The sequence below is a fragment of the Pseudarthrobacter sp. S9 genome (assembly GCF_050156545.1).
Lineage (GTDB): Bacteria > Actinomycetota > Actinomycetes > Actinomycetales > Micrococcaceae > Arthrobacter.
The window spans coordinates 1,500,488-1,525,748 of the sequence record NZ_CP189576.1 but is presented as its reverse complement, the minus strand read 5'-3'; the positions used below and the strand labels follow the sequence as shown (position 1 = coordinate 1,525,748).

Annotated in this window: 20 protein-coding genes and 1 pseudogene; 6 read left to right on the top strand and 15 right to left on the bottom strand. The window is 67.3% G+C overall.

Annotated features, from left to right (window positions below):
• Positions 1-256 precede the first annotated feature (256 nt).
• Positions 257-1,390 (top strand): acyl-CoA dehydrogenase family protein, encoded by a 1,134-nt coding sequence (locus ACQCSY_RS07170; protein WP_427135725.1) that lies wholly within the window; start codon positions 257-259, stop codon positions 1,388-1,390.
• On the opposite strand, the gene ACQCSY_RS07165 is transcribed toward ACQCSY_RS07170, so the two are convergent.
• The 3 genes from ACQCSY_RS07165 to ACQCSY_RS07155 are packed head-to-tail and all read right to left on the bottom strand — an operon-like array spanning position 1,387 to position 6,662.
• Positions 1,387-3,189, bottom strand: a complete 1,803-nt coding sequence (locus ACQCSY_RS07165; protein WP_427134387.1) for a sensor domain-containing diguanylate cyclase — start codon at positions 3,187-3,189, stop codon at positions 1,387-1,389. The two genes, ACQCSY_RS07170 and ACQCSY_RS07165, sit on opposite strands and share 4 nt — an antisense overlap.
• 39 nt (positions 3,190-3,228) lie before the next feature.
• Positions 3,229-3,903 carry a response regulator gene (locus ACQCSY_RS07160; RefSeq protein WP_427134385.1) on the bottom strand — a complete coding sequence of 225 codons (675 nt, stop codon included), beginning with the start codon at positions 3,901-3,903 and terminating at the stop codon, positions 3,229-3,231.
• Positions 3,900-6,662, bottom strand: a complete 2,763-nt coding sequence (locus ACQCSY_RS07155) for a DUF4118 domain-containing protein (protein ID WP_427134383.1) — start codon at positions 6,660-6,662, stop codon at positions 3,900-3,902. The genes ACQCSY_RS07160 and ACQCSY_RS07155 overlap by 4 nt, the downstream gene beginning before the upstream one ends.
• 154 nt (positions 6,663-6,816) lie before the next feature.
• On the opposite strand from ACQCSY_RS07155, the gene ACQCSY_RS07150 reads away from it, so the two are divergent.
• Complete coding sequence (locus tag ACQCSY_RS07150; RefSeq protein ID WP_427134382.1) at positions 6,817-8,793, top strand: amino acid transporter; 1,977 nt, start codon at positions 6,817-6,819, stop codon at positions 8,791-8,793.
• 125 nt (positions 8,794-8,918) lie between these two features.
• Here ACQCSY_RS07150 and ACQCSY_RS07145 read toward each other — a convergent pair whose 3' ends face one another.
• The 5 genes and pseudogenes from ACQCSY_RS07145 to ACQCSY_RS07125 all read right to left on the bottom strand — a co-directional run bounded on the left by ACQCSY_RS07145 (position 8,919) and on the right by ACQCSY_RS07125 (position 13,369).
• Positions 8,919-9,122: a cold-shock protein gene (locus ACQCSY_RS07145; RefSeq protein WP_069950491.1), complete on the bottom strand. Its 204-nt coding sequence runs from the start codon at positions 9,120-9,122 to the stop codon at positions 8,919-8,921.
• Positions 9,123-9,342: 220 nt separating this feature from the next.
• Positions 9,343-12,132, bottom strand: a complete 2,790-nt coding sequence (locus tag ACQCSY_RS07140; RefSeq protein WP_427134380.1) for a PEP/pyruvate-binding domain-containing protein — start codon at positions 12,130-12,132, stop codon at positions 9,343-9,345.
• A 51-nt stretch (positions 12,133-12,183) separates the two neighbouring features.
• Entirely contained in the window at positions 12,184-12,501 is a 318-nt protein-coding gene (locus tag ACQCSY_RS07135) for a hypothetical protein (RefSeq protein ID WP_427134378.1), read from the bottom strand.
• A gap of 123 nt (positions 12,502-12,624) precedes the next feature.
• Positions 12,625-12,960: pseudogene (locus ACQCSY_RS07130) on the bottom strand (zinc-binding dehydrogenase); the annotation flags it as partial.
• 46 nt (positions 12,961-13,006) lie between these two features.
• Positions 13,007-13,369 (bottom strand): hypothetical protein, encoded by a 363-nt coding sequence (locus ACQCSY_RS07125; protein WP_427134376.1) that lies wholly within the window; start codon positions 13,367-13,369, stop codon positions 13,007-13,009.
• A 188-nt stretch (positions 13,370-13,557) separates the two neighbouring features.
• On the opposite strand from ACQCSY_RS07125, the gene ACQCSY_RS07120 reads away from it, so the two are divergent.
• Complete coding sequence (locus ACQCSY_RS07120) at positions 13,558-14,130, top strand: GlcG/HbpS family heme-binding protein (protein WP_427134374.1); 573 nt, start codon at positions 13,558-13,560, stop codon at positions 14,128-14,130.
• Between the two features lie 114 nt (positions 14,131-14,244).
• Complete coding sequence (locus ACQCSY_RS07115) at positions 14,245-14,841, top strand: ankyrin repeat domain-containing protein (RefSeq protein ID WP_427135723.1); 597 nt, start codon at positions 14,245-14,247, stop codon at positions 14,839-14,841.
• A 107-nt stretch (positions 14,842-14,948) separates the two neighbouring features.
• Here the strand turns inward: ACQCSY_RS07115 and ACQCSY_RS07110 are convergent, their stop codons facing one another.
• Genes ACQCSY_RS07110 through ACQCSY_RS07100 form a run of 3 tightly spaced genes read right to left on the bottom strand, consistent with a single transcriptional unit; the run spans position 14,949 to position 17,674 of the window.
• On the bottom strand, positions 14,949-16,160 hold the full coding sequence (locus ACQCSY_RS07110; protein WP_427134372.1) for an acetyl-CoA acetyltransferase: 1,212 nt from the start codon (positions 16,158-16,160) through the stop codon (positions 14,949-14,951).
• A complete protein-coding gene (locus tag ACQCSY_RS07105) occupies positions 16,157-16,897 on the bottom strand; it encodes a CoA transferase subunit B (protein WP_427134371.1) in 741 nt (246 codons plus the stop codon). Before ACQCSY_RS07105 ends, ACQCSY_RS07110 begins: the two co-directional genes overlap by 4 nt.
• Positions 16,898-16,930: 33 nt before the next feature.
• On the bottom strand, positions 16,931-17,674 hold the full coding sequence (locus tag ACQCSY_RS07100) for a CoA transferase subunit A (protein WP_427134370.1): 744 nt from the start codon (positions 17,672-17,674) through the stop codon (positions 16,931-16,933).
• Positions 17,675-17,871: 197 nt separating this feature from the next.
• Here ACQCSY_RS07100 and ACQCSY_RS07095 point away from each other — a divergent pair, with 197 nt between their 5' ends.
• Both ACQCSY_RS07095 and ACQCSY_RS07090 read left to right on the top strand, forming a co-directional pair.
• Complete coding sequence (locus ACQCSY_RS07095; protein ID WP_427134368.1) at positions 17,872-18,648, top strand: IclR family transcriptional regulator; 777 nt, start codon at positions 17,872-17,874, stop codon at positions 18,646-18,648.
• A gap of 312 nt (positions 18,649-18,960) precedes the next feature.
• Positions 18,961-19,899: a plastocyanin/azurin family copper-binding protein gene (locus tag ACQCSY_RS07090; protein WP_427134367.1), complete on the top strand. Its 939-nt coding sequence runs from the start codon at positions 18,961-18,963 to the stop codon at positions 19,897-19,899.
• Between the two features lie 160 nt (positions 19,900-20,059).
• On the opposite strand, the gene nadE is transcribed toward ACQCSY_RS07090, so the two are convergent.
• From nadE to ACQCSY_RS07070, 4 genes are all read right to left on the bottom strand, one after another.
• A complete protein-coding gene (nadE, locus tag ACQCSY_RS07085; protein WP_427134366.1) occupies positions 20,060-20,881 on the bottom strand; it encodes an ammonia-dependent NAD(+) synthetase in 822 nt (273 codons plus the stop codon).
• 210 nt (positions 20,882-21,091) lie between these two features.
• The gene (locus tag ACQCSY_RS07080) at positions 21,092-21,700 is read right to left on the bottom strand and encodes a recombinase family protein (RefSeq protein ID WP_427134364.1); all 609 of its coding nucleotides are present in this window, start codon (positions 21,698-21,700) and stop codon (positions 21,092-21,094) included.
• A gap of 278 nt (positions 21,701-21,978) precedes the next feature.
• Positions 21,979-23,292, bottom strand: coding sequence for an APC family permease (locus tag ACQCSY_RS07075; protein WP_427134362.1), 1,314 nt, complete (start codon positions 23,290-23,292; stop codon positions 21,979-21,981).
• A gap of 297 nt (positions 23,293-23,589) precedes the next feature.
• Positions 23,590-25,248 carry an amidohydrolase gene (locus ACQCSY_RS07070; protein WP_427134360.1) on the bottom strand — a complete coding sequence of 553 codons (1,659 nt, stop codon included), beginning with the start codon at positions 25,246-25,248 and terminating at the stop codon, positions 23,590-23,592.
• Between the last annotated feature and the right edge of the window lie 13 nt (positions 25,249-25,261).

The following is a 25,261-nucleotide window of genomic DNA, read 5'->3' as shown; positions in this document are numbered from 1 at the left end:
AGCCCGGCGCCATTGCGTGATGATCCACCGGTCCGGGACGGTGCCCTGCCTAGTGATCCCCATCACTCTGCAATATACTAGGACATCCAAGGGTTTGGAAGAGCCGGCGCAGCCCGACGAGGGGCCCACAACGAAGGGATACATGCCCGTGCAGCCAGAAGGACGTGCTAGCGGACAGACGGTCGTTACGGCGACCACAGGAACGGACACCGAGCCGGATACCGTGGCGGCGCCGCCGTTTCCGGATGCCGATCTGATGTACATCGTGGACCTGCTGCCCCCGGACGAGCAGGCCCGCTACCAGGTGATCCGCGACTTCCTCCAGTCGCGCGTCCGGGCAGCCTCGATCGACTACTGGAACCGCGAGGAATTCCCCTTCGGCCTGCTCGCCGAGCTCGGGAAATACGGCCTGGGCGGCCTGCAGACGGACGGCACCTCCAAGCTCTTCAAGGGACTCATGTACGTCGAGGTGGCACGTGCCGACGTTTCCCTCTCGGCGCTGGTGGGCATCCACAACGAGCTGATCGTCGGCATGATCGACGAGCTCGGCTCGGACGAGCAGAAGGCACGGTGGCTGCCCGGACTCACCGCCTTCACCCAGCTGGGAGCCTTCGCCCTGACGGAGCCGGACCACGGCTCGGACATCGCCGGAGGCCTGGCCACCTCGGCACGGCTGGAGGACGGCGAGTGGGTGATCAACGGCGCCAAGCGCTGGATCGGCGCGGGCACCATCGCGGACTTCGCCCTGGTCTGGGCCCGGGATGTTGCCGACCAGCAGATCAAGGGGTTCATCGTGGAAACGGACCGCCCCGGCTACACCGCCACCAAGATCGCCAACAAGATCGGGCTGCGGATCATGCAGAACGCGGACATCGTGCTCGACGAGGTCCGCATCCCGGAGTCCAACCTGCTGCCCGGCGCCACCGACTTCTCCAAGGCCAACGACCTCCTGCGCGATTCGCGCGCCTGGGTGGGCTGGCAAGGTGCCGGGATCCAGCTGGCCGCGTTCGACGTCGCGCGTTCCTACTCGCTGGAGCGCAAGCAGTTCGGCAAGGAGCTGGCCCGCTTCCAGCTCATCCAGCAGCAGCTCGCCGAGATCCTGGGCAACGCCACCGCGTCGCTGGCACTCATGGCGCAGCTGGCCCGGATCCAGCAGGAGGGCAAGCTGGAAATGGTCCAGGCCGCGATGGCCAAATCCACCACCACCCGGCTGGCCCGTGCGTCCGTGGCGATGGGACGCTCCCTGATGGGCGGCAACGGGATCAGCAGCGACTACGAGATGGGCAAGCTCTTCGGCGACGCCGAAATCCTGTACACCTACGAGGGCAGCTACGAGATCAATTCGCTGATCGTGGCCCGGGCCGTGACCGGGAAGTCGGCGTTCGTCTAAGCGCTGCGGCCCTCCCGGGCGACGGAGCGACCGCCGGTTTCCCCTGCGGACACTCCGTACCTCAAGCTGCGGTTACGGCCGCCCCGCTTGGCGGCATACAGCGCACGGTCCGCGCAGGCCAGCAGGTTGTGCGAACCAGCCTCGCGCAGCTCGCAGACCCCGGCTGAGACCGTAATGGAGCCGACTTCGCCAAAGGGTGCCGACGCGATGGCGGCACGGGCCCGTTCCGCTGCCTTGAGGGCCTCCGCACTGTCAGTCCTCGGCAGGAGCCAGACGAACTCCTCGCCGCCGAACCGGGCAATGACCTCCCCCTGGCGGGCGGCCTGGCGCAGCCGGGCCGCAACTTCAGCGAGCACAATGTCCCCGGTCAGGTGGCCGAAGGAGTCGTTGACCTTCTTGAAGTGGTCGATGTCGAGAACCACGGCGCTGAGGCTCGTGCCGCGGGACTCTGCCAGTAACGTCTCCCGGGCGAGATGCGCCTCCAGGGCGCGCCGGTTCGGCAGGCCGCTCAGGGAATCCGTGCTGGCTTGAAGCTCCAGGCTGGAACGGGCCTCGGCATTGCCGATCGCGATCTCCACCAGTTCCGCGAACTGCGCCAACCGCTCCAGCATGGCCGGCGTGACCCCCGTCCTGGACTTCGACGTCAACGACACAACTCCCCATAGGCTGCCGTGCACCCGGATGGGAGCCGCTGCTGCTGCCTGGAAGCCCCCGGCCAGCATCTGCTCGGCCGCCGGGCCGCCTTCCGGGCCGTAGACCACCAGGGCAGGCTTGCCCGTCACAGCAACGCGGACTGTGGCGGACGCGTCGGTGGGAGAAAATATGTGCTTGCGGCTCAGGGTCGGCGGAAGCGCCGGCGCCATCGCCACGATTTCCGCCGAGGACGCGCCCGTGAAACGGACCACGGCCGCCGAATCGACGCCGAAAAGCGAGCGCACAATGAAGGCGACCTGTTCGGAGATGTCCGCGGGGGCCGCGTTGCGGGCGACGGCCGTTGCTATCTCATGCAGTGCCGCCCAGGTCTGTTCCTGCTGGAGCCGTTCGGTAATGTCCACCGCCACCACCATGCCGGCAGTGGCTTCGTCATCCGAGAAGACAGGGCCGGCCGTCAGCCGGTAGGTGCGGTGGCCGATCTGCCGGCTCCAGGACACCTCCCGGCCGGCCAGGGCGGCACGGTAGCGCGGCTCCAGTTCGCTGGCCAGGCCGCCTTTCAACACCTCATGGATGAGCAGGCCCTCCAGCTCTTCCGTGCGGTAGCCGAACGTCTCCAGCTCTTGGCCCTCGGCAATCAGATATCGCAGCTGGGAATCGAAGAGGAGCACAAAGACGCCGGGGACGCTGCGGGCCAGGGCCCGGTACCGGTCCATGTCGCGTTGCCTGCGCTTATCGGACAGCACTCTGTCCGTGATGTCGGTGACCAGCACGAAGAATCCATGAACTTCACCGTCCCGTGCGTCGGGCATGTAGGACACCTCGGTGTAGCGCGTCTTTCCGGAGGCGTCAACGAGAGTGCGGTCCAACAGCTGCGGCTCCCCGGTGAGCACCTTGGCGATGTAGGGCCGGTTCGCCTCGAAGTCCGTTTCGCTGAGCAGCTCCTTAATGTGCATGCACTGCAATTTCTCCGGTGTGACACCGAACCATTCGCAGTAGGAATCGTTGGCGAGACGGTTGCGGAGGTCCGTATCCCAATAACCCACCATGGCCGGGATCCCGTTGAGTAAAGCCCGCATTTGCGCCGGCATCTCCGGCAGCGGCAGCAAATCTGCATTCTCCGAGTTGAGAGCCTTGCGTGTTGTCATTGCCCAAGTATCCATGGCTGGCCGCAGCATGGAAAACGGTCAGGGCAGGAAGCGGTAGCCGATGCCCGGCTCGGTGAGCAGGTGGCGCGGGTTGGCGGTGTCCGGCTCCAGTTTGCGCCGGAGCTGGGCCATGTAGACGCGGAGGTAATTGGTTTCCTTGGCGTATGCCGGTCCCCACACCTCGGAGAGCAGCTGCTGCTGGGTGATGAGTTTTTCGGGGTTCCGGACCAGCACTTCGAGCATGTTCCACTCGGTGGGCGTGAGCCGGACATCCTGGCCGTCGCGGAGGACCCGGCGCTTGCCCAGATCCACAGTGAAGGCATCGGTGGTGATCACCGGTGCTTGCTCCGGGCCGATGCTGCGGCGCAGGAGGGCGCGCAGGCGGGCCAGGAGCTCGTCCAGCCCGAACGGTTTCGTGATGTAGTCATCGGCGCCGGCGTCGAGGGCCTGGACCTTGTCCTCGGAGCCGTGGCGGGCAGACAGCACCAGGACGGGGACCCGGCTCCAGCTGCGGAGCTCCCGGATGACGGTGGTCCCGTCCAGATCGGGGAGGCCGAGGTCCAGGACCACGAGAGCCGGCGGGCCCTGCGAGGCCTTGAGCAGTGCCGACCGGCCGTCCGCGGCAGTGGCGACGTCGTACCCGTGCGCCTGCAGCGTGATCCGGAGGGCCCGCAGCAGGTAGGGGTCGTCATCAACCACCAGGACCGCGGTCATGTCGGGCCCTGCCCGGAGGAGAGGGGCCCGGACGAGAGGGGCCCGGAGGCCAGGAGCGGCGGCAAGTGATGGCGCCCGACAATGACCGATTGCGGTTCCAGCGGGGCCTGGTCCGGCTGCACGTCGAAGGGAACACCGGCGGACAGCGGGAGGCTGATCACCATGGTCAGGCCGCCGCCCGGCGTCGCCTCAGCCGTCAGCCTGCCGCCCATCGCCTCCGTGAAGCCCTTGGCCACCGCCAGGCCAAGCCCGACGCCGGTGGCCTGGGCCGCGTCGTCGAGGCGCTGGAAGGGGCGGAACATCTCGAGGACCCGGTCCGGCGGAACGCCCTTGCCGTGGTCGATGATCCGCAGCTCGCCGGCCGGACGCCCGGCCGTGGTTGCACGGTTCAGCCCGCCGGCGGAACCGGCCAGGACGATATCCGACCCCGGGGCGTACTTGACGGCGTTCTCCACGATGTTCGCGATGACGCGCTCCAGCATCCCCGGGTCCGCATCAACCTCGGGCATGTTGGCTGGCAGTTCCACCCGCACCCTGTCCGGGGCGATCCCCAGCAGGCCGCGCGGAATGACCTCGTACCAGCGTACGGGCCGCAGCAGCGGCTTGATGGAGTCGGACGTGATCCGGGACATGTCCAGCAGGTTCCCCACGAGCACATCCAGCCGGTCGGAGCACTCCTCGATGGTCGCCAGCAGCTCCTGCTCCTCCTCACGGGTGTAGCGGACCCCCTCCTGCCGGAGGCCCCCCACCGCGAGTTTGATCCCGGCCAGGGGAGTGCGGAGATCGTGCGAGACGGCGCGGAGGATCGAGGTGCGCATGGTGTTGCTTTCAGCCAGCCGCAGGACTTCGTTGCGGCTGGCCAGCAGCTGCTGGCGTTCCAGCTGGGCCACCAGGTGCACGCCGAAGGCACCGAGCAGCCTCCTGTCGCTGGCCGGCAGTACGCGGCCGGAGAGGACCAAGCAGGTAGTGGCATCGATCCGCTCCACGTTTTCGCCGGGGCTGCCCGCCGCGCCGGGGTCGTCGCGGGAACCGGCGTCGGCCGAGGGAATCTCGCCGACGCCGGCGATGAGCCGCCAGCCGGCGCGGGAGCCACTGCCGCCGTTGAGAGGGCCGACGTCGGGAGGGCCGGCTTCCGCGCCGGAGCCCGTGCCGCCGTCGTCGCCGGGAAGACTGTACAGTGCGGCGCTCCGCACCTGGAAGACGTCCAGGGCCTGCTCAAGCAGGCCCAGGACGGTGTCCTCCGAGCCGGCCGCGCCGCGTGCGAGGTCGGCCAGGGTCGCGGCTTCGGCGCGGGCCCGTGCGGCCTCCTTGGAGCGCCGGGCCGAAAGGTCCACGACGCTCGCGACGGCGGCGGATACCCCTACAAAGACCAGGATGGCGAGCACGTTCTGCGAATCACTGATGGCCAGGTCGCCCACCGGCGGGGTGGAGAAGTAGTTGACCAGCAGGCTGCTCCACAGCGCCGCGGCGATCGCCGGCCACAAGCCGCCGACGAGGGCCACCGCGACCGAGCCGGTGAGCTGGACCAGCATGGTCGTGGCCAGGTTTTTGTCCGGATTCACCGCGAGCAGCAGCTGGAGGAGCGCCGGAAGGAATCCTGCCAGGATGAAGCCGACCGTGACCCGGACCCGGCCCAGGTCCCGTTGCCGCGGCATGCCGGTGCCTCTGCCGTCGAGCGGATGGGACACCATGTGGACGTCGATGTCGCCGGAGTCGCGGACCACCCGGGCGCCGACGCTGCCGCCGCGGAGGCCCTTCAGTAAACCGGCAAACCGGTTCTGGCGTGAGATCCCGACGACGATCTGGGTGGCGTTGACGCTGCGGGCGAAGTCCAGCAGGGCGTCCGCCGGATCTTCGCCGGCCACAATGTGGTAGCTCCCGCCGAGGTCCTGGACCAGCTGGCGCTGCGCTTCGAGGGCCTGCGGGGATTCACCGGCCGCCCCGTCGGTCGCGCGCACGTGCACCGCCAGCAGGTCGCCGCCATTGACCCGGTTGAGGATCCTCGCGCCGCGGCGGATCAGGGCCTCTCCTTCCGGGCCGCCCGTCAGACCGACAACGATGCGCTCGCGGGCCGGCCAGCTGGCCTCGATCCCGTTCCGCTCCCGGTACTTGGCCAGGCCTTCATCCACCCGGTCCGCGAGCCACAGCAGGGCCAGCTCGCGCAGGGCGGCGAGATTGCCCGGGCGGAAGTAGTTCGAGAGCGCCGCGTCGATCCGGTCGGCCGGGAGAATTTTGCCGTCCGCGAGCCGCTGGCGCAGGAGTTCCGGCGAGATGTCCACCAGCTGGATCTCGTCTGCCCGGCGGACGATCTCGTCAGGCACGGTCTCTGCCGGCCGGATCTGGGTGATGGCGCCGACGACGTCACCGAGGGATGCGAGATTCTGGATGTCCGCGGTGGACAGGACGTTGATCCCGGCGTCCAGCAGCTCGTCGATGTCCTCCCAGCGGTGGGGGTTCCTGCTGCCCGGGACATTGGAGTGCGCGTACTCGTCCACGAGCGCCGTGGCCGGGGAGCGGCGCAGCACGGCGTCCAGGTCGAGCTCTTCAACGTGCAGGCCGCGGAGCGCCACGCGCCGGGCCGGGATGAGTTCGAGTCCCGTCATGAGCTCACGGGTGTCGCGGCGGCCGCGGTTACGGGCGAAGGCGACCACCACGTCTTCGCCGGTGCTGCCGAGGCGGTGTCCTTCCCGGAGCATGGCGTAGGTCTTGCCGACGCCCGGTGCTGACCCCAGGAAGATACGCAACGTTCCACGTGCCATGCTGTCATTCTTCCATTCCGCCGACTGTTCACGAGGGCCGGGCGGCGTCAAGGATTCATCAAGATCCCGGCTGGGCGCGCGGCAAGCCTCCCTGTCACTGTTAGGTTCGCAAGAAAGAGCAGTGCGGCGCGTCGCGTCGTGAGGACAGGAAGACATGACCACGCTGAGCAGGCCGCCGGCCGATCCATCGGCGGCGCAGCCTCGACGCAGAAGTTCCCTGAGGAACTGGCTGCTGTTCGGGCTGCAGGACAGCAAGGGCGCCCACCAGGGCCCCGGCGGGGTGCCCACCGCCCATGAGAAGAAACACTCATGGTGGCAGGTGATGTGCCTGACCGGCGTCGACTACTTCTCCACCCTGGGCTACCAGCCCGCGATCGCCGCGCTGGCCGCCGGGGTGATCTCCCCGCTGGCGACCCTCGTCCTCGTGGTGGTCACGCTGCTCGGCGCACTGCCCGTGTACCGCAGGGTGGCAGGCGAGAGCCACCGCGGCGAGGGGTCCATCGCCATGCTGGAGCGGCTGATGCCGCGCTGGGGCGGCAAGCTCTTCGTCCTGGTCCTGCTCGGCTTCGCCGCGACGGACTTCATGATCACCATGACGCTGTCCGCCGCGGACGCCACCGCCCACCTGGTCCAGAACCCGATAACACCAGGCTGGCTGCAGGGACAGAATGTGCCCGTCACACTCTTCCTGCTGGCGCTCCTGGGCGCCGTCTTCCTGCGCGGGTTCAAGGAAGCCATCGGCGTCGCGGTCACCCTGGTGGCGCTGTACCTGGGGCTGAACGTCGTGGTGGTCGCGTCCTCGGTCGTCGAGGTGGTCAATCATCCGGTGGCCGTGGGGGACTGGTGGCAGGCCCTGTCCACATCCCACGGCAACCCCCTGATGGTGGTCGGCCTGGCGCTGCTGGTCTTCCCGAAGCTCGCCCTGGGCCTGTCCGGATTCGAAACCGGGGTGGCCGTGATGCCTCAGATCCGCGGCGATGCCACGGACACGGAGGCCAATCCGGCGGGCCGCATCCGGGGAACCCGCAGGCTCCTGACCACCGCCGCCGTCATCATGAGCAGCTTCCTGATCGTCACCAGCTTCACCACCGTGGTGCTCATTCCCGCGCAGGAATTCCAGCCCGGCGGTCAGGCCAACGGCCGCGCCCTGGCGTTCCTGGCCCACGAATACCTCGGCGTCGGCTTCGGCACCGTCTATGACATCAGCACCATCGCCATCCTCTGGTTCGCCGGCGCCTCCGCCATGGCCGGGCTGCTCAACCTCGTGCCTCGCTACCTGCCCCGCTACGGCATGGCCCCCGGATGGGCCCGGGCCGTCCGTCCGCTGGTGCTCGTGTTCATGCTGGTCGGGTTCCTGATCACCTGGCTGTTCAACGCCGACGTCGACGCCCAGGGCGGCGCGTACGCCACCGGCGTGCTGGTGCTGATGACCTCGGCCGCCGTGGCCGTGACGCTCTCCGCCCGGCACCGGCAGCAGCGCAAACGCGCCGTGGGCTTCGGCGTCATCGCCGTGGTGTTCATCTATACGACGGTCGCCAACATCTTCGAACGGCCGGAAGGCATCCGGATCGCGTCGATCTTCATCGTGGGGATTATCGTGATTTCGCTCCTCTCACGGGTCCGGCGCTCCTTCGAACTGCATGCCACCCACGTCCATATGGACCGGCAGGCACTGGAGTTCATGTCGGATGAGCTGGACGGCCCCATTGCGATCATCGCCCACGAGCCCCTCCGGATGAGCGCGGAGGCCTACCGGCAGAAACTGACGTCCGCCATCGAGGTCAGCCACCTGCCGCTAGACTACCGGGCGCTGTTCCTCGAAGTGGTGGTGGACGATTCCTCGGACTTTGAGACGGAGCTGGAGGTCCGCGGCGTGATCCGGCACGGGTACCAGATCCTGGAGGTCCACGGCCCCGTGGTTCCCAACACGATCGCCTCGGTGCTGCTGCATATCCGCGACGTGACCGGCCTGATGCCGCACATCTACTTCCGCTGGACCGAAGGCAACCCGGTCGTGAATCTGCTGCGCTTCCTGTTCCTGGGCGAAGGCGAGATCGCGCCGGTCACCCGCGAAGTGCTGCGCGAAGCCGAACCCGACGTCACCAGACGTCCCTGGGTCCACGTCGGCTGAGCGCTGCCGCTGGCTGGAAAAACACAGCGGAAACACAAACGCCCCTCCGGAGGAATCCTCCGGAGGGGCGTTGTGGTCTTCGGGGAAAGTGTCCCGGCCGGCTGGCCGGGGCTTTTCCTGAGTACTTAGAGCGGGCGGATGTTCTCAGCCTGCGGACCCTTCGGCCCCTGCGTGACGTCGAACTCGACCTTCTGGTTCTCGTCAAGCGAGCGGTAGCCGCTGCTGGAGATTGCCGAGTAGTGGGCGAAAACGTCGGCTGACCCGTCATCCGGGGCAATGAAGCCAAAACCCTTTTCGGCGTTGAACCATTTAACTGTGCCTGTAGCCATGCCATATCCTTCTGAAATGCTGCTGATCTCCGGCGGCCATGAGGCCAACGGCTGCGGAGACATTCGTCCGCTGTCCCCCAACGTACGGGTCGGCGGGCCACGGTGCAAGAGGCCAACGGGGGGATTTCGGCGCAGGCGGCGCCCAGAGTCGGGTCACCGTGCCGACATCCTGGGTGGTTTTCCCTTGCACAGCTCCGGCGCGCCGGGGCTGGGAACGCGATCATAACGTCAACTGCCGCACCGTTCCGGCCGCCCCGTCCACCGTGACAGTCTGGCCCGTGCGCAGCCGGGTGGTGGCGTCCGGCACGCCAACCACGGCAGGGATGCCGTACTCCCGTGCCACCACGGCGCCGTGCGAGATGACGCCGCCCATCTCCATGACCAGCGCGCCAGCGGTCATGAAGAGCGGGGTCCAGCCGGGATCGGTGGAGGGCGCCACCAGAATTTCGCCGGGCTCGAGGTGGGCGCCCACCGGGTCCAGGATGACTCTTACCGTTCCGGTGGCGGTCCCGGCCGACGCCGGCGTCCCGGCCAGGGCGCCCGACGCCGGGGACTCGGCCATCATCGCGGCCTCGACGTCCGTGCCGTCCGAGAGCAGGAGCCGCGGAATCCGGCGCCGGCGCAACTCCACGCCATAGAGCCGGCGGCGATTGGTGACGATGCGCTTGAGTTCGGCGCCGCGCAGGCCCACGCGGACCTCGTCCATTTCGAGGAAGAAGACGTCGTCCGCGGCCGCGATGGAGCCGGAGCGCGCCAGCTCCGCTCCGACCGCGGCGAGCTGCCGGCGCATCTCGGCGAGCGCGAGCACGATGTAGAACTTCGGCAGTTCGCGCAGTCCCGACAATTGCCGTGCCCGGCGCAGGCACAGCTCCACCAGCCGTGCCCGCACGCGGCTCCTGGCCCGGGTCCGGTCCACGAGGCTGCGGATTCTGTCCTCCGCGTGCTCCGCTGCGCGGGCGAACTGCCGGTCCGGGGCCTGCTCTGGGTCCAACACGCGCAGGTAGTTCGAGATCATGCCGAGAATATGGTCCGGCATCTCCGACCACCGCGGCATGCCGAGATCGATCTCCGCCACGGCGCGGTGGCCATAGCGGGCCAGGAACCCGCGCAGGCCCGCCTGCGCCACCGCGGGCAGCGTGCCGGCAGCATAGCTGGCGGCCAGCTCCGCGGGGCGCTTCGCCAGGAACACTTCGCGGGAGGCGGAATTCGCGCCTACCGTAACGGCCAGCTGCCACAGCTCCAGATCCATCTCGGTGGTCACGTTGTGGGGCAGCCCGCGCAGCACTGCTTCCAGTTCCCGCGGCTCAGCGATCCCGCGCAGAAGCCTGCGGGCCGCGGCCAGCATGAGGTAGCCGATGGAAGGGCCCGCCAGGGTGGCCAGGATCAGCCCGTCGACGGTCCGGTCCAGGATGCGCTGGGCGTGATCGAGCCGGCTGAAGACGCTGGCTGGTTCGGGCAGGGCCAGTTCCGCCTCAAGGCGTGTTCCATACTCCCGTGTCCGCCGCAATTCCGCTGCCGGCCGCAGCGCGGTCCGGGCCAAGGACGGAATCAGCCGGACAATCAGGGCCACGCTTGCCGTTGCCTCCGTGCTCCATGCACCCGCGCTCCGTCTGTCCGTGCGCCCGCTGTCCGTGCTCCGCACGGGGAGCGTCGCCGCGGCCTTGAAGCCTCTTTGCCGGTGCGTTTGCCGACCCGGGCGCTTGAGGATGCCAAACCTCGGGTCGTCCAGCAGCGCCGGAAACACTGCTCCTGATCTTCCGTCCGCCAGCGGGAGCATTCGCAACAGATAACGGCGCCCGTGCTTGTTGCGCACCATGGCCGTCAGGTCCACATACATGCGCAGCCCCGGGTTCACGTACTGCCACGGCCCACTGCGGTTCCTCATCAGGCTTAGCGCGGAAAGCCCCATCGGGGTGATGGGACGGGTCAGCCCCTGGAGCAGGGTGCCGCACAGGTATACGCGGGTTCCGGCGGCGGGCCCGGATTCCAGGCCCAGGGGCTCCGCGGCGGCCGGGTCCGGCAGCGGATAGAGCGTGGTGATCGGCCGTGACTGGGTCAGCCAGATCTTGCCCCCGGCGTCGATCACCCATTCCACGTCCTGGGGTGCGCCGAACAACCGCTGGGCGGAGTCTCCCAGCGTGGTGAGATCACGGATCCGGGTGTCTGCCAGGCTCGGCCGCCGTCCGGGTTCATGCCCGCCCGGCGCGCGGAGCAGGATCCGGCCCGTGACCGTGTCCACGACGAAATGGTCCGGGTTCATCTGGCCGGAAACAACGGCCTGTCCCGGCCCGGAACTCGCGTCGATGACCGTTTCGGTCCGGGTTCCGGTGACCGGATTCGCGGTGAACAGCACGCCGGCGGCGGCGGCGTGGACTAGGTCCTGCACGACGACGGCGAGGCCGGCGTCGCGATGGCTGATCCCGTTGGCGGAGCGGTAGGAAACCGCCCGTTCGGTCCAGAGCGAGGCCCAGCAGCGGCGGACGGACTGGACCACGGCGTCGGCGCCGACGATGTTGAGGAAGGAATCATGCTGTCCGGCGAAGCTGGCGAACGGCAGGTCCTCGGCCGTGGCCGATGACCTGACCGCGACGGCGGCCGAGCCGCCCATCGCGGCATAGGCCGTGCGGACGGCGGCATCCACATCGGCGGGGATCGGCGCGGTCACGATCATTTCTCGCGCGCGCCTCGCCAGTTCACCGAGCGTCGGCTCGTCCTGCGCAGGTCCATTGCCTGCCGCCCCGCCCTCTGCCGCCCCGCCGATGGCGCTGCCGTCGCCGGCGGCTCCGGAGCCCGGGCCGTCGAGGTGGGCCGCCAGCGCCTCCAGCTCCGGCGGGGCCGCCTTCCGATACGCCACGGTGGTCAGGCAGAAGCCGTGCGGCACAGGGAACCCGGCCGCGGTGAGTTTGCCGAGGTTCAGCGCCTTGCCGCCCACCAGCGGCAGCGGAGCGGAGCCCAGCTCACCGAGATCCACAACGAGATTGTCCGGCGCCCTGCGGCCGGCGGAACCCATTTCCTGCTCCTACGTCCTGTCCGCGCATCTTGTCCGTGACCGGGTGCCGGCTCACTCGGCGGCGTCGGTTTCGCCGGTGTCCTCCCACTGGACGTCCAGATTGCGGAAAACGGGCGGACCGTCGCACAGGGCGGCCATCTTCGCGGCGAAGTCGGACGTCTCGGGCCGGTTGGAGTTTTCCATGGCCGAGTCATAGGAATCGAATTCCACGATGGTGAGATATGTTCCGGGGCGGTCGCGGTCTTCGGTGGCCATGATGCGGCGGAAGGTCGGGGCGGTGGTTCCCTCGGTCCTCGACGGGCGGCCGAGTTGCTCGATCTCCTCGATGCGGGAGGTCTGGAATTCGATGATCTGCACAAACCTGGCCATGACGGCGCTCCTCGACGGCGGCGGATGCTGATGCGCTTCACGCTAGACCCCCGTTCTTGGAGGTGCAAGGGCCTGTGCAAGGGCCTGCACAAGAGCCAGTCTCCGCCGCCATCGAAAGTCCGGCTAGGGGGTGAGCAGGACCTTGATAGCGCGCCGTTCGTCCATGGCCTTGTAGGCCTCGGCGGCTTCCTCCAGCGGCATCACGACGTCAAATACCCGGCCGGGATTGATGGTTCCGTCGAGGACGTCGGCCAGCAGTTCCGGGATGTAGGTCCGGGCCGGGGCCATTCCGCCCGCAATGGAGATGTTCGTGTCGAACAGGTAGCGCAGCGGGGCTTCGGCGCCGCCGGTCGGGACACCGACAAAACCAAGGGCACCTCCCGGGCGGACGCTGTTGAGCGCCTGTTCCATGGATTCCTTGGTCCCGACGCACTCCAGCACCGAGTCGGCCAGCACCCCCGACGGCGGTGGCCACGGCTGTCACGCCCCCCGCCAGATAGGCCGCTCAGCCGCGGAAGGCCGCGCGGGACAGGAAAAAGAGGGCGAACGAACACCAGGCGAAACTCGGTGCCGCGATGACCAGTGCGGCCAACGCGGCCACGAGCGCGAACATCCACAGCAGCCAGGGCTGGCGCCGCTTGGCCAGAACCGCCACCACGCCGTAGAGGACGCACACGGCACCGGCCAGGGCCACGGTCCAGAGATTGTCCGCGGGACTGTGGCGCAGAACGTACCGCACACCGGATGCCACCATCAGCACACCGAAGCTCAAGTGCACGACGGCGTCGATCCGGCCCATCTCGGGCCGGTCTGCGGCGGGCCGGTCTGCGGCGGGGCTGCCCACGGTCCCGCTCGGCGTTGCTGGCATGTTGTTCCTGTCCGGTGTGCGGCGCTCCCCTAATGCTAGGCGCCCTGCCGTTGCTGGTCTCTCAGCCTTTTGGCTGATGCCCCGAGCGGAACGGATGACGGGCGGCGAGGCGTTGACCCGATGTCCTTCTCCTCGGCGGCCGGCAGCATGGAATCGTACGCACAGACGGACTCACAGGAGGAAGCGCCATGAAGAAATCCACCAAGATCTATGCCACCGCCGCGGCCGGAGCGTTGCTCCTGACAGGCGCGGCCACGGTTGCCGCCAATGCCGTTGCGCCCGTTGCGGTCACGGCCGCCAAGCCAAGCACCGCCGGCGACGTCCAGCCTGCGCCGGAGACCGTGGTGTCGCAGAACCGGATTACCGTAGGCGCCTCAAGCCAGGCCGTGAACGCTGCCCTGGCCAAGTGTCAGGCTGACAAGCTCCCTTTCGTTACCGTGGCACTCGTGGACCGTTTCGGCACCGTCCAGGCACTGCTCCGCGGCGACAACGCCGCTGAGCACACCATCGAGGCTGCCAAACAGAAGGCCTACACCGCGGCGGCCTTCGGTGCACCCACCAGTGAACTTGCCAAGCGCATCAACGGCAACGGACCGTCGATTGCCGACCTCCCGGGCACCCTGTTCCTGCCCGGCGGCGTGCCGTTGAAGGTCAACGGCGTTTCCGTGGCCGGCATCGGTGTCGGTGGCGCCCCGGACGGCATGCTGGACGAATCCTGCGCGACGGCCGGCGCCGAGGCCATCGCCGGAACAGCCAAGTAGTCTTCCAGCATGACTGGTGTCTGGAAGGCTGTGGCGATCAGCGCAGCGATGGTGGGCCTGGCTGCTTGCAGTCCGGACATCGAAAAGCCCCTCCGCCTGGAGTCATCGCCGCCAATGGTCCAGGTGACTCCCGGACACGGCGCGGCGTCGCCGGCGGCTACAGCAACCTCTGCGCAGCCGTCACCGTCCACGCGAGCGGCACTGTCCGCGGAGGCGCAGGCCGAACTCGATCAACGGCTCGTCAAGGCCGCCAAGGCCAATGATGTCCCGCTGGTCACGGAGCTCATCAGGGCCGGCGGCAACGTCAACGCGAAGGACGACATCCAGGATTCAGCGTTCCTCTATGCCGGCGCCGAGGGCTTCAATGAGATCCTGCAGCTCACCCTGGCGTCGGGGGCGGACGTGGAGAGCACCAACCGCTACGGCGGCACGGCGCTCATCCCGGCCAGCGAACACGGGCATGTGGACACCGTCCGGATCCTGCTTGCGGCCGGCGTTCCGGTGAACCACGTCAACAACCTCGGCTGGACCGCCATGCAGGAAGCCATTCTGCTGAACAACGGCGGCCCCAAACAACAGGACGTGGTGCGGCGGCTCCTGGAGGCCGGCGCGGACCCGGACATCCGCGATCCCCAGGGGCGCACGGCCCTGGCCAATGCCGAGCGGCTGGGCTTTGCCGGGATTGCGGCCCTCATCCGGTCCCGGGGCTGACGGCCCGCTACGGATCCACCGGACTGGCCCAGTTTTGGCTGTGCCGCCCGCGCCGACGCGTCCGCCCGGCTGGGCGGACGCGTCAAAGCCGGGCTGGTTCAGCTGGCTTAGACGGCTTCGAGCACGCTGACGTAGTTCGCGATGCCGACGCCGCCCATGTTCTGCACTGCGGCGCGGCGCGCGGTGCCGAGCTGCATGGCGCCGGCCGTGCCGGTGAGCTGCATGGCCGCGATGACGTGCTGGGACACGCCGGTGGCGCCCACCGGGTGGCCCTTGGCCTTGAGCCCGCCGGAGACGTTGACGGGCAGCTTGCCGTCCTTGAACACCCAGCCTTCCTCGATGGCCCGCGCACCCTGGCCCGGCTCAGTCAGCCCCATGGCCTCGTACATGAGCAGTTCGGCGATCGTGAAGCAGTCGTGCACCTCGGCGAAGTCCAGGTCCTGGAGCCCGACGCCGGCCATCGCCAGCGCGCGCTGCCAGGACACCCTGGTCGCGGCGAACGCGGTCGGGTCCCGGCGCTCGGCGGGGAAGAAGTCGTTCGCGTGGCCGAAGCCGGTGAGCCGGACCGGTGCGGTTGCCCCGGCGGTGGGGGAGGTGCTCAGGACGACGGCGGCGGCGCCGTCGGACACAGGGGAGCAGTCGGTGCGGCGCAGGGGATCGGCCACCATCGGGTTCTTGTCCGAGACGGTGCGGCAGAACTCCTCGCCGAGGTCCTTGCGGAGCTGGGCGTAGGGGTTGTCCACGCCGTTGCGGTGGTTCTTCGCGGCGATGCTGCCCAGGACGTCGCCCAGCTTCCCGGAGCCCAGATTCCCCAGGCCGGCGCCGTAGCGCTTCTCGTAGTGCTTGGCGACGTCGGCGAACAGCCCGGTGAAGCCGGTGGTGGAGGCCTTTCCGGCCATGTCGTAGTCAGCGCCGAGGAGGGCGGCACCGACAACGTCGGCGCCGGCCTGGGTCATCTTTTCGGCGCCGATCACCAGGACAGTCTTCGCGGTGCCGGCCAGCAGCGACTTGGTGCCCTGCTGGAAGGCGGCCGAACCGGAGGCGCAGGCGTTCTCGACCCGGGTGGCCGGGACGTTGGCCAGCTGCTCCGAGACCTGCAGTGCCAGGGACGAAGGAAAGGCCAGCGGCATCATCCCGGAGTTGAACTGGCCGAGGTAGATCTCATCGATCTGGCCCGGCTCGATGCCGGCGTTGCCGATCGCCTCGGTGGCGACCTGGACGATCAGCGACTCGAGGGTCTCGTCCGTCAGTTTGCCGAAGCGGCTGTGTCCCCAGCCGGTGAGCAGGACGTCCTTGCCGAACTGTTCTTTCAGGCTCATGCCAGTGTTCCTTCCAAAGCGGGAGTTCCTTCGAGTGCAGGGGTTCCTTCAGGTGCTGGGGCCGCTTCCGGCGGGCCGTCCCGAAGAGCGACGGTGAACCCGGCCTCGGTCTTGCCGCGGATCTCCTCCACGGTGATACCCGGGGCGAGGCGGGTGAGCGTGAGCTGCCGGCCGCCGTCGCGCTTGTCAGACTTATCAAGGTCAAACACGGCGAGGTCGCTGATGATCCGGTCCACCACGCGGAGTCCCGTGAGCGGCAGCGTGCATTCCTTGACGATCTTGGCCGTGCCGTCCTTGGCGTTGTGTTCGGTGAGGACCACGACGCGCGGCGTGCCGGCGACGAGGTCCATGGCACCGCCCATGCCCTTGACCATCTTGCCGGGGATGGTCCAGTTGGCGAGGTCGCCGCTTCCGGAGACCTGCATGGCGCCCAGGATCGCGACCTTGACGTGGCCGCCGCGGATCATGCCGAAGGAGGTGGCGGAGTCGAAGATGCTCCCGCCCGGCAGCACCGTCACGGTCTGCTTGCCGGCATTGATGAGGTCCGCGTCTTCCTCGCCCTCGTACGGAAACGGGCCCATGCCGAGCAGGCCGTTCTCGCTCTGCAGGACAACTCGGATTCCGTCGGGCAGGTTGTTGGCGACGAGCGTGGGGATTCCGATGCCAAGGTTGACGTAGTCTCCGTCGTTGAGTTCTTCGGCCGCGATGGCAGCCATTTCATTCCTGGTCCAGGCCATGGTGATTCTTCTCCTCGGATGGTGGGTGGCGGTTCAGGCCGGTACGACGGCGGCGGATGCCGTTTCGACGGCGGCTGCCGGGCGCTCGCGGACGGTCCGCTGTTCGATGTCCTTGACCCGGCCACCGGCCTGCACGAGGCGCTGGACGTACACGCCGGGAGTGACGATGTGGTTGGGATCGAGGGCACCGGGTTCGACGATGACCTCGGCCTCCGCGACGGTCACGGCACCGGCCGTGGCCACCACCGGGTTGAAGTTCCGGGCCGTGTAGCGGTAGATCAGGTTGCCGTCGGTGTCGGCGGTGTGGGCGTGGACCAGGGCGACGTCGGCCTTGATGGCACGCTCCAGGACGAAAGTCTCGCCGTCGAATTCCGCCAGCGGCTTGCCCTTGGCGACGAGGGTGCCCACACCGGTCTTGGTGTAGAACGCGGGGATGCCGGCGCCGCCGGCGCGCAGGCGTTCGGCGAGGGTGCCCTGCGGGGTGAACTCCACCTCGAGATGGCCGGCGAGGTACTGCTCGGCGAAGAGCTTGTTCTCGCCGACGTAGGAGGCGATGACCTTGCGGACCTGGCCGGCTTCGATCAGCACGCCGAGGCCCTTGCCATCCACGCCCATGTTGTTGGACACCACCGTCAGGTCCTTCACACGGGAATCCCGCACGGCCTCGATCAGGCCTGCCGGGATGCCGCTGAGGCCAAAGCCGCCGACGGCGAGCGTCATGCCGTCCCGCAGCACGTCCTGCAGCGCAGCGGCTGCGCCGGATTTCAGCTTTGACATTGCATCTCCTCATTGAGCGGGCGGCTTCCCGGCCAGCCGGGTCAATCCACGTTGTGGACTGTTGTTCTGGGAATGGAGCGTACGGGGCATCGAAAGGAGCTGTCAAGGCACTGTTTTCGTCAAAGTTGGTGGTTTTTTACAGTGTGGACGGTAGTCTTTGATGTGTCCACAATATGGAGCTTTGAAGGAAAAAATTGATGAATTCAGTACCGATCCAGGGGGCCCAGGTGGTCAGCCGTGTCGCGGCCCTGCTGAGGATGGTGGGACGGAAACCCGAAGGCTCCCCGCTCGTCGAGCTGGTCCGGGAATCCGGCCTCACCCGCCCCACCGTTCACCGGCTGCTCAGCTCGCTGGCCGCCGAGGGCCTGCTGGACCAGGACCCGAACAGCGGTAACTGGGTGCTGGGCCCGGAAATCCTGCTGATGGGTTCCGTGGCCTCGGCGCGTTTCCCGCTGGAGGACATCGCGAGGCCCGGCCTCCGCCGGTTGGCCGAGGAAACCGGCGAAAGCGCCTTCTTCTCCATCCGCCGCGGGAACGAGACGGTGTGCCTGCTCCGGGAGGAAGGCAGCTTTCCGGTGCGGTCCTTCGTGCTGCACGAGGGTGTCCGGTTCCCGCTGGGGGTAGCCTCGGCCGGGACCGCCATCATGGCGTTCCTGGCGGCGGAGGAACAGGAGGAACTGCTGGCCGGCTGGCCGGCGCACGCCGGCAGCTTTGCGGCGGCGCACACGGAGGCGCTGGTCCGGGAGAATCTGGCTGCGACGCGCCAGGCCGGCTATTCGGTCAACCCCGGGCTGGTGCTCGAAGGAAGCTGGGGGATGGGTGCTGCGGTCTTCGACCAGCGCGGCCGCCCCGCCTGGGCGCTGTCCCTGACGGGGATTGAGCCGCGCTTCCGGGAAGACCGGAGGGCCCGGCTGGGGCGCCTGCTCTTGGACGAGGCCCACCGGATCTCGACGCTGCTGCAGGGCGCGAGATAGGGCGGTCGGAAGTTCGCCCGGTTGTTTGTCCAGAGCCTCGACAAATCAGGTGGCGCGGAGCACCATGAGAATTGCATCTGTACCGAATCAACGCCTGTGCCCTGTCGGCGGGCACGTTCCGGCGGCTTCCTCCACGCCCTGATGCTGGGGTGTCCGGGCGTGGCGGAAGAGGCCCGGCGGACGCGCACCCGCCCGGTGCCGGCCGGCGTCGTGGTTGACGGCGGCCGTGAATAAATACGAGGCCGGCTTCCGGCCGTTCACCCCAGATTCAAAGGAGTGAGTCGAGTGACTCCTCAACCTGCAATCCATCGAATGCCACGCCTCTTGCGTCTGCTGCTGGCGGCCTTTGCGGCGCTGGTGCTGCCGCTGGCTGTCAGCGGCGCCGCCGTCGCGGACGGCGGCAAATCGCCAAAGACCTGGACGGTTCTGGTCGGTTCCGAATCCTCTGACCAGGCGATCCAAGGGATGGCCTTCCTGCCCGAGCACATCTACATCAACGCCGGCGACAAGATCACCTGGAAGGCGAACTCGGCGGAGATCCACACGGTGACGTTCCTGGCCGAAGGCCAGTCGCTCGAGTCCACGCAGCCGTTCGACCCCTCGCTTCCGCAGAACAGCCACAGGCAGGGCGGAAAGAGCTATGACGGACATTCGTATTACAACTCCGGCATCATGTCGAATGTGTCCAACACCGGCTTCAAAGAAGTCGAGGAGTACACCCTGAAATTCCCGGACACGGGCGAGTTCACGTACTACTGCCTGGTGCACGGCATGGCTATGAAGGGCACGGTCCACGTCCGGGACGCCGGAACTGACTACCCGTTCACGCAGTCGCAGTATGACCACAAGGCCAACAAGCAGGAACGGGAGATCCTGCGCGACGGGCAGAGGCAATGGGACGCGGCCCGCGACCACGTGGACAGCCACACCGTCATCGAAGGAACGGACAACGGAACCGCCATGGTGATGCGGTTCGTGCACCGGAAGACTGTGGTCCACGTCGGTGAGAGTGTGACCTTCGTGAACAACGGCATGGGTGCCCCGCACACTGTCACGTTCGGCACGGAGCCGGCCGATCCCTTTGTACCTCTTGGCGACCCCAGTAACTTCACCGGTGGGGATCTCAACTCCGGATTCATGACGCCGGGCACCTGGTTCAAAGTGACCTTCAACAAGGCCGGGGAATTCGACTACATCTGTGCCCTCCACGACTTCATGGGCATGAAGGGCACGGTGGAAGTCCGGGACTGATCGTCTATCCGCTGTGCGGGCTCCCGACGTCGTGGTTCACATTAGCCCCGCTTCCAGAACGTCAGACCCCGCGCCGTCCCGGGGCACTTTGACACGGACACGCCGGAAAAGGCGTCTGGATCGCAGAAACCCGGCTCAAAGTGCCCCCGGGCGGAGCCGGCTACTTCCACCACGTGTCGAAGAGGGTGACCGGCACGGTGCGCTTGTGGCGGGTGCGCAGGTATTTCTCCTCAATCAGCGCAGCCACGCCTTCAGCGACGTCGCGGCCCTCGAGGTAGTCGTCGATCTGGTCATAGCTGAGGCCGAGCTCGTCTTCGTCCGTCCGGCCCGGCGAGCCGTCGAGGAGGTCGGCGGTGGGCACCTTGTCCCAGACCCGGGCGGGCGCGCCCAGCTCGGCCAGCAGCGCCCGGTTCTGGCGCTTGTTCAGGCCGAACAGCGGGAGGATGTCGGCACCGCCGTCGCCGTATTTGGTGAAGAAGCCGGTCACTGACTCGGCGCCGTGGTCAGTGCCGATCACCAGGCAGTTGTACTCACCGGCCAGCGCGTACTGCGCGGTCATGCGGGCCCTGGCCTTTGTGTTTCCCTTGTGGAAATCCGAGATGGAGGCGCCCGCCGTTTTCTCGAACTCGGCCTCGAACGCCTCCACAGCCGGGGCGATGTTGAAAGTCCACTCGGTTCCGGCGCCGATGAAGTCGAGTGCCGCCTGAGCGTCCTCCTCGTCGTGCTGGAATCCGTGCGGGAGCCTGACCGCCACGAAGTTCGCCGCCGTGCCTTCGGCTTCCAGTTCCTCCACCGCCAGCTGGGCCAGGCGCCCGGCGAGCGAGGAGTCCAGCCCGCCCGAGACGCCCAGGACAAACCCCTTCGTGTGGGTGGCCTTCAGGTACTCCTTCAGGAACGTCACGCGCTTGCGCACCTCCCCGGCGGGGTCGATCCGGGGCTGCACGCCCATTTCCTCGATAATCTTCGCCTGGAGTTCACGCATGCCTCAAAGCCTAGTCAGCAGTGTCAACCGTGCTCAACTGTTGCACGCCGAACCACGTGCCCGCGGAACCACCGGCCCGCTCACGGCGACGCCGGTGCCGCCCCGGTGGAACTGCGCACCGCCAGGTGCGTCGGCATGACGGAGCGGCTGCGGCTGCCCCCGCCGCCCCAAGGGGTTGGGGTCTGACCTGCAGCGGAACAGTGGTTGGCGCTAAGGATTCTGTCCCGGTGGCACGGTTCGGGGGTTGCTGGTTGGGAGGTGGCGGTAGATGGACGCGCGGGAGACGCCGAGCGCCTTAGCGATCTGGGTGGGACTTTCGCCTTTGGCCTGTCTGGCCCGGGCGGCAGCGAGGGTGTCGGTATCCATGACTGTTGGGCGCCCGCCGGTGCGGCCTTGGGCCCGGGCGGCTGCGAGGCCGGCCATGGTTCGTTCGTGGATCATGTCGCGCTCGAGTTCGGCGAACGCAGCCATCATGACGAAGAAGAATTTCCCTTCTCCGGTCGGGTTGTAGGTCCCGGTGAGGGTGCCGGTGAGAATCCGCAGGCCGACTCCTTGGTCGTGGAGGCTATCGGCGATGGTGAGGACTTCTTTCACTGACCGGCCGAGGCGGTCCAATTTCCACACGCACAGGGTGTCTGTCGGACGGAGATGGTCGAGGGCTTCGGCGAGCCCTGGGCGGGCGGTGGCGCGGCTGGAGATTTTGTCTTCGAAGATCCGGCCGCAGCCGGCCGTTTTGAGGGCGTCCCGCTGGAGTTGGGCGTCTTGTCCGTTGGTGGAGACGCGGGTGTAGCCGATGAGATCGAAATGTTGGGTCGCCATTCGTCTACTGTCGCACAACCGTCTCACAACATCGCTGTTCGCTCGGCGTGTTGTGAGACGGTTTGTGGACGGTTTTGGCTCGGCGCGTTGCTGGGCCCCGGGGTCGTCTCAGAACCGGCCGATTCTGACACTGTGACGGGGCGTCGGACTGGCGACAGGTACGTCAGTCTGAGTTGGATGATGACTGAGATGACTCCAGGGGTGATGGTCAGAAGATGTAGTGGGTCAGGTATGCAGGCGAGTGTCGCCGTCGTGATGAGTAGCCCCGTGTCAACGGGTCAGAGCGTTTCTGAGAACTCGACCCGTGGCGTCTTCCTCCGGAAACCCTTCGTGAGGAACAGGAGATAAACGAAACCGGCTGCCAGCCAGATGACGCCGATAATGAGCGCGTTAGGTGCCAGGCTGGTCCAGACCCACACCGTTAGCAGGAACCCGACTCCCGGAAGGATGCCGAAGAGGAAGACATCTCCACGGGTCCGGCGCTTCTCATCCCACAGGTAGCGCTTGATGACCGAAAGGTTGACAACAGAGAACGCGACCAGAGCCCCGAAGCTCACGACCGAAAACAGCAGGCCGACGTCGGCATTGACTCCGAGAACCGAAATGACTGAAACGATCAGGATCGAGATAACAGGGGTTTTGAAACGCGCCGAAAGGGTGCCGAAGATGCGACGCGGCAACATGCCGTCACGGCCCATGCTGTAGAGGATGCGTGAAACCGAGGCCTGCGAGGCAATCGCCGATCCGGTCGCCCCGGCAACGTAGGCGGCGATGAAGAAGATATTCAGGAAGTCCCCGCCGGCCTTGAGCATGACCTCGCTTGCGGCTGACACGGGGTCGTTGAATCCGGTGCCGGGGAAGACGAGCTGGCTGATGTAAGCCAGGGCAAGGAAGAGGAGGCCGGCACCCACGGTGACAATGATGATTGCCCGGGGGATGTCCTTCTTGGGGTTTTTGGCTTCCTCGGCCATCGTGGAAATGGCGTCGAAGCCCAGGAAGGACAGGCACAGCACTGCGGCGCCGGCCATGAGGGCGGGGAACGTGACGTTGGCCCCGCCGTCCCCGGTGAAGGGTGCCGCGAGGTTGACGCTGTTGCCTCCCGTGGCTACGAAGCCGATGGCAATTGCGACGAACACCGCGATGAACACGAACTGAACGAGGACGATGAGGTTGCTGGCTGTGGCGACGGAGCTGATGCCGACGACATTAAGCACGGTGACTAAGACGATGCAGGCAACGACGAAGATCCAGGCGGGAATGGCGGGGAAGAGGATGTTGAGGTAGATGCCGATGACCAGGTAGTTGACCATGGGAAGCAACAGGTAGTCGAGCAGCAGCGACCAGCCGGCGAGGAACCCGATATTGGGTCCAAAAGACTTGCTCGCATATGAGTATGACGAGCCCGCCACCGGGCACACCTTCACCATCGAGGCGTACGATTTGGCGGTGAAGATCATCGCCGCGAGAGTGACGATGTAGGCCAGTGATGTTCGACCCCCTGTGTTTGCGGACACGACTCCATAGGTCGTGAAGACGGTCAGGGGAACCATGTAGACCAGGCCGAAAAAGACCAGGGAGGGGAGTCCGAGCACCCGTTTGAGCCTGGTGCCCGGGGCGCTGTGACTGGATCCGGCTACTCGGACTTCGGCTGGCCGCGTGGTTTCAGGACTGGATGAATCGTTTGGCATTGTTGCCTCCAATTGAGTTTGTGTGGGCGCTGGTCCGGAGAACTCCGGAAATCAGGGAAGGGTAAACGTTGGTCGGCCTGCCGCCCAGGTGCGAATGACGGACACGTTGGTGAGCGTACGGCCCCTGCGTCCGGGGCTGGATAGTCTGAGTGCGCGTTGTGGTGATGTCCTGGGATGAAGACATCGTTGTCCTTCTGGCTGTCATGGTGCGCTCGTGCGCTCGAGCCGGACGTTGGGATTGTTGGTGGTGAAGGTGGGGCGCCCTGCCAGCCATGTGCCAAGGACTTCGACGTCCGCGAGCCCGTCTTCAGGGACGTGTCTGGGGTCTTCCGAGAGCAGGACGAGGTCAGCACTCATACCGGGACGCAGCGCACCCCACTGCCGCTCCGCGAAGGCCTGATAGGCAACTCCGGAGGTGTAGGCGTCCATTGCGGTGTCGACGTCGATCCTTTCGTTCGGGATCCAGCCTGCGCCGGCGAGATAGTCGGTACCCTGCCGTGTCACTGCCGTGGCCAGCCCCGGGACCGGCTGATGCCCGGTGACCGGCCAGTCGCTGCCGAAGGACAGATGGACGCCGGCCCGCGCGAGCGAGGCGATCGGGTACTGCAAGCCAGCCCGGTGGGCGCCCAACCGGGGAATCGTGAGCAACCGCATGACCTCGTCTTCACAGGCCCAAAGCGGTTCGAAGTTGGCCACGGCCCCGAGGTCCGCGAAGCGCCCGACGTCGGTAGGATCCACTACCTGAAGATGGGCAATGACCGGGCGCCGGTCACGCTGGCCATTGCGTCTCTGGACGTCCTCGAGCCCGTCCAGGGCGGTCCGGACGGCGGCGTCGCCGATCGCGTGGAGGTGAAGCTGGAACCCCAGGGCGTCGAAGGCGGCCATGGCGTCGTGGAGCTGGTCACGCTGCCAGTTCGGCAGCCCCGTTTCCGCGGGAGCATCGGCGTAGGGGTCGAGCATGCAGGCGGTGCGGCTTTCGATAATGCCGTCGATGAAGAACTTCACCGTGTTGGCCGTGAGCATGGGGCTGGCGAGCTTCTCGATCCGTCCGCGCGCCCCGGCGAAGGCCTCCGTCTGGATATTCCAGCCCCGGGGGTCGGCCTTGAAGGCAAGATTGATGCGGGCATCGAGGCGCCCCGATACCGCCGCGGCTTCATAGGCAGGTACGTCTTTGAGTTCCACCCAGGCGTCCTGGATCCAGGTGACGCCGGCAGCCGCGAACTTAGCCGTGGCTGCCTGAAGGGCGGCAACCCGCTGCTCCAACGTGAACTCCGGCACCACCCGCGCTACCAGATCGATGGCCCCCGCCTCCATGAGCGTGCCTAGTGGTGATCCGTCCGGGCGACGCACGATCCGGCCGAGCGCGGGGTCCGGTGTGTTCCTATCGATTCCGGCCGCGCGCAGGGCTGCGGAATTGACCCAGATCGTGTGATAGTCCCAGGACCTCAGCAGCACAGGCCGGTCAGCGACCGCGGAGTCCAGCCACTCGGCGTCGAATATCCCGTCCGGGGCCAGCGTGGCATTGTAGCTGGCGCCGACGATCCAGCCGCTGTCGGGATTGGCATCGGCCCAGCCGCGGACCGATGCGGCGACTTCCTCCACGGATCCGCACGGGCGGATCTGCGGGCCCAGGTCCTCCAGGCCGCCAAAGAGTGGATGGGCATGGCCGTCGGCGAACGACGGCGAGAGGTGGCACCCTGCCAGATCCACAATCTCGGTGGCCTCCCCCAGCAGCGCCAGGGCCGCGTCGCCGACGGCCGTGATGACACCGTCCCGCACGGCGAGGGCTGTCGGAAGTGCCCCGTCCGGGGCCCTAAGGGCGTCAGCAACGGTACCCGAACGGAAGATGGTCAATGCCATGAAAACTCCAATA

Coding starts and splice junctions, on each gene's coding strand:
- ACQCSY_RS07110 (WP_427134372.1), bottom strand. CDS start 16,160: ATGAGCCTGAAAGAACAGTTCGGCAAGGACGTCCTGCTCACCGGCTGG.
- ACQCSY_RS07090 (WP_427134367.1), top strand. CDS start 18,961: ATGCCACGCCTCTTGCGTCTGCTGCTGGCGGCCTTTGCGGCGCTGGTG.
- ACQCSY_RS07105 (WP_427134371.1), bottom strand. CDS start 16,897: ATGGCCTGGACCAGGAATGAAATGGCTGCCATCGCGGCCGAAGAACTC.
- ACQCSY_RS07100 (WP_427134370.1), bottom strand. CDS start 17,674: ATGTCAAAGCTGAAATCCGGCGCAGCCGCTGCGCTGCAGGACGTGCTG.
- ACQCSY_RS07150 (WP_427134382.1), top strand. CDS start 6,817: ATGACCACGCTGAGCAGGCCGCCGGCCGATCCATCGGCGGCGCAGCCT.
- ACQCSY_RS07115 (WP_427135723.1), top strand. CDS start 14,245: ATGGTCCAGGTGACTCCCGGACACGGCGCGGCGTCGCCGGCGGCTACA.
- ACQCSY_RS07080 (WP_427134364.1), bottom strand. CDS start 21,700: ATGGCGACCCAACATTTCGATCTCATCGGCTACACCCGCGTCTCCACC.
- ACQCSY_RS07170 (WP_427135725.1), top strand. CDS start 257: ATGTACATCGTGGACCTGCTGCCCCCGGACGAGCAGGCCCGCTACCAG.
- ACQCSY_RS07135 (WP_427134378.1), bottom strand. CDS start 12,501: ATGGCCAGGTTTGTGCAGATCATCGAATTCCAGACCTCCCGCATCGAG.
- ACQCSY_RS07165 (WP_427134387.1), bottom strand. CDS start 3,189: ATGACAACACGCAAGGCTCTCAACTCGGAGAATGCAGATTTGCTGCCG.
- ACQCSY_RS07155 (WP_427134383.1), bottom strand. CDS start 6,662: ATGGCACGTGGAACGTTGCGTATCTTCCTGGGGTCAGCACCGGGCGTC.
- ACQCSY_RS07070 (WP_427134360.1), bottom strand. CDS start 25,248: ATGGCATTGACCATCTTCCGTTCGGGTACCGTTGCTGACGCCCTTAGG.
- ACQCSY_RS07095 (WP_427134368.1), top strand. CDS start 17,872: ATGAATTCAGTACCGATCCAGGGGGCCCAGGTGGTCAGCCGTGTCGCG.
- ACQCSY_RS07120 (WP_427134374.1), top strand. CDS start 13,558: ATGAAGAAATCCACCAAGATCTATGCCACCGCCGCGGCCGGAGCGTTG.
- ACQCSY_RS07140 (WP_427134380.1), bottom strand. CDS start 12,132: ATGGGTTCCGCCGGCCGCAGGGCGCCGGACAATCTCGTTGTGGATCTC.
- ACQCSY_RS07125 (WP_427134376.1), bottom strand. CDS start 13,369: ATGCCAGCAACGCCGAGCGGGACCGTGGGCAGCCCCGCCGCAGACCGG.
- nadE (WP_427134366.1), bottom strand. CDS start 20,881: ATGCGTGAACTCCAGGCGAAGATTATCGAGGAAATGGGCGTGCAGCCC.
- ACQCSY_RS07145 (WP_069950491.1), bottom strand. CDS start 9,122: ATGGCTACAGGCACAGTTAAATGGTTCAACGCCGAAAAGGGTTTTGGC.
- ACQCSY_RS07160 (WP_427134385.1), bottom strand. CDS start 3,903: ATGACCGCGGTCCTGGTGGTTGATGACGACCCCTACCTGCTGCGGGCC.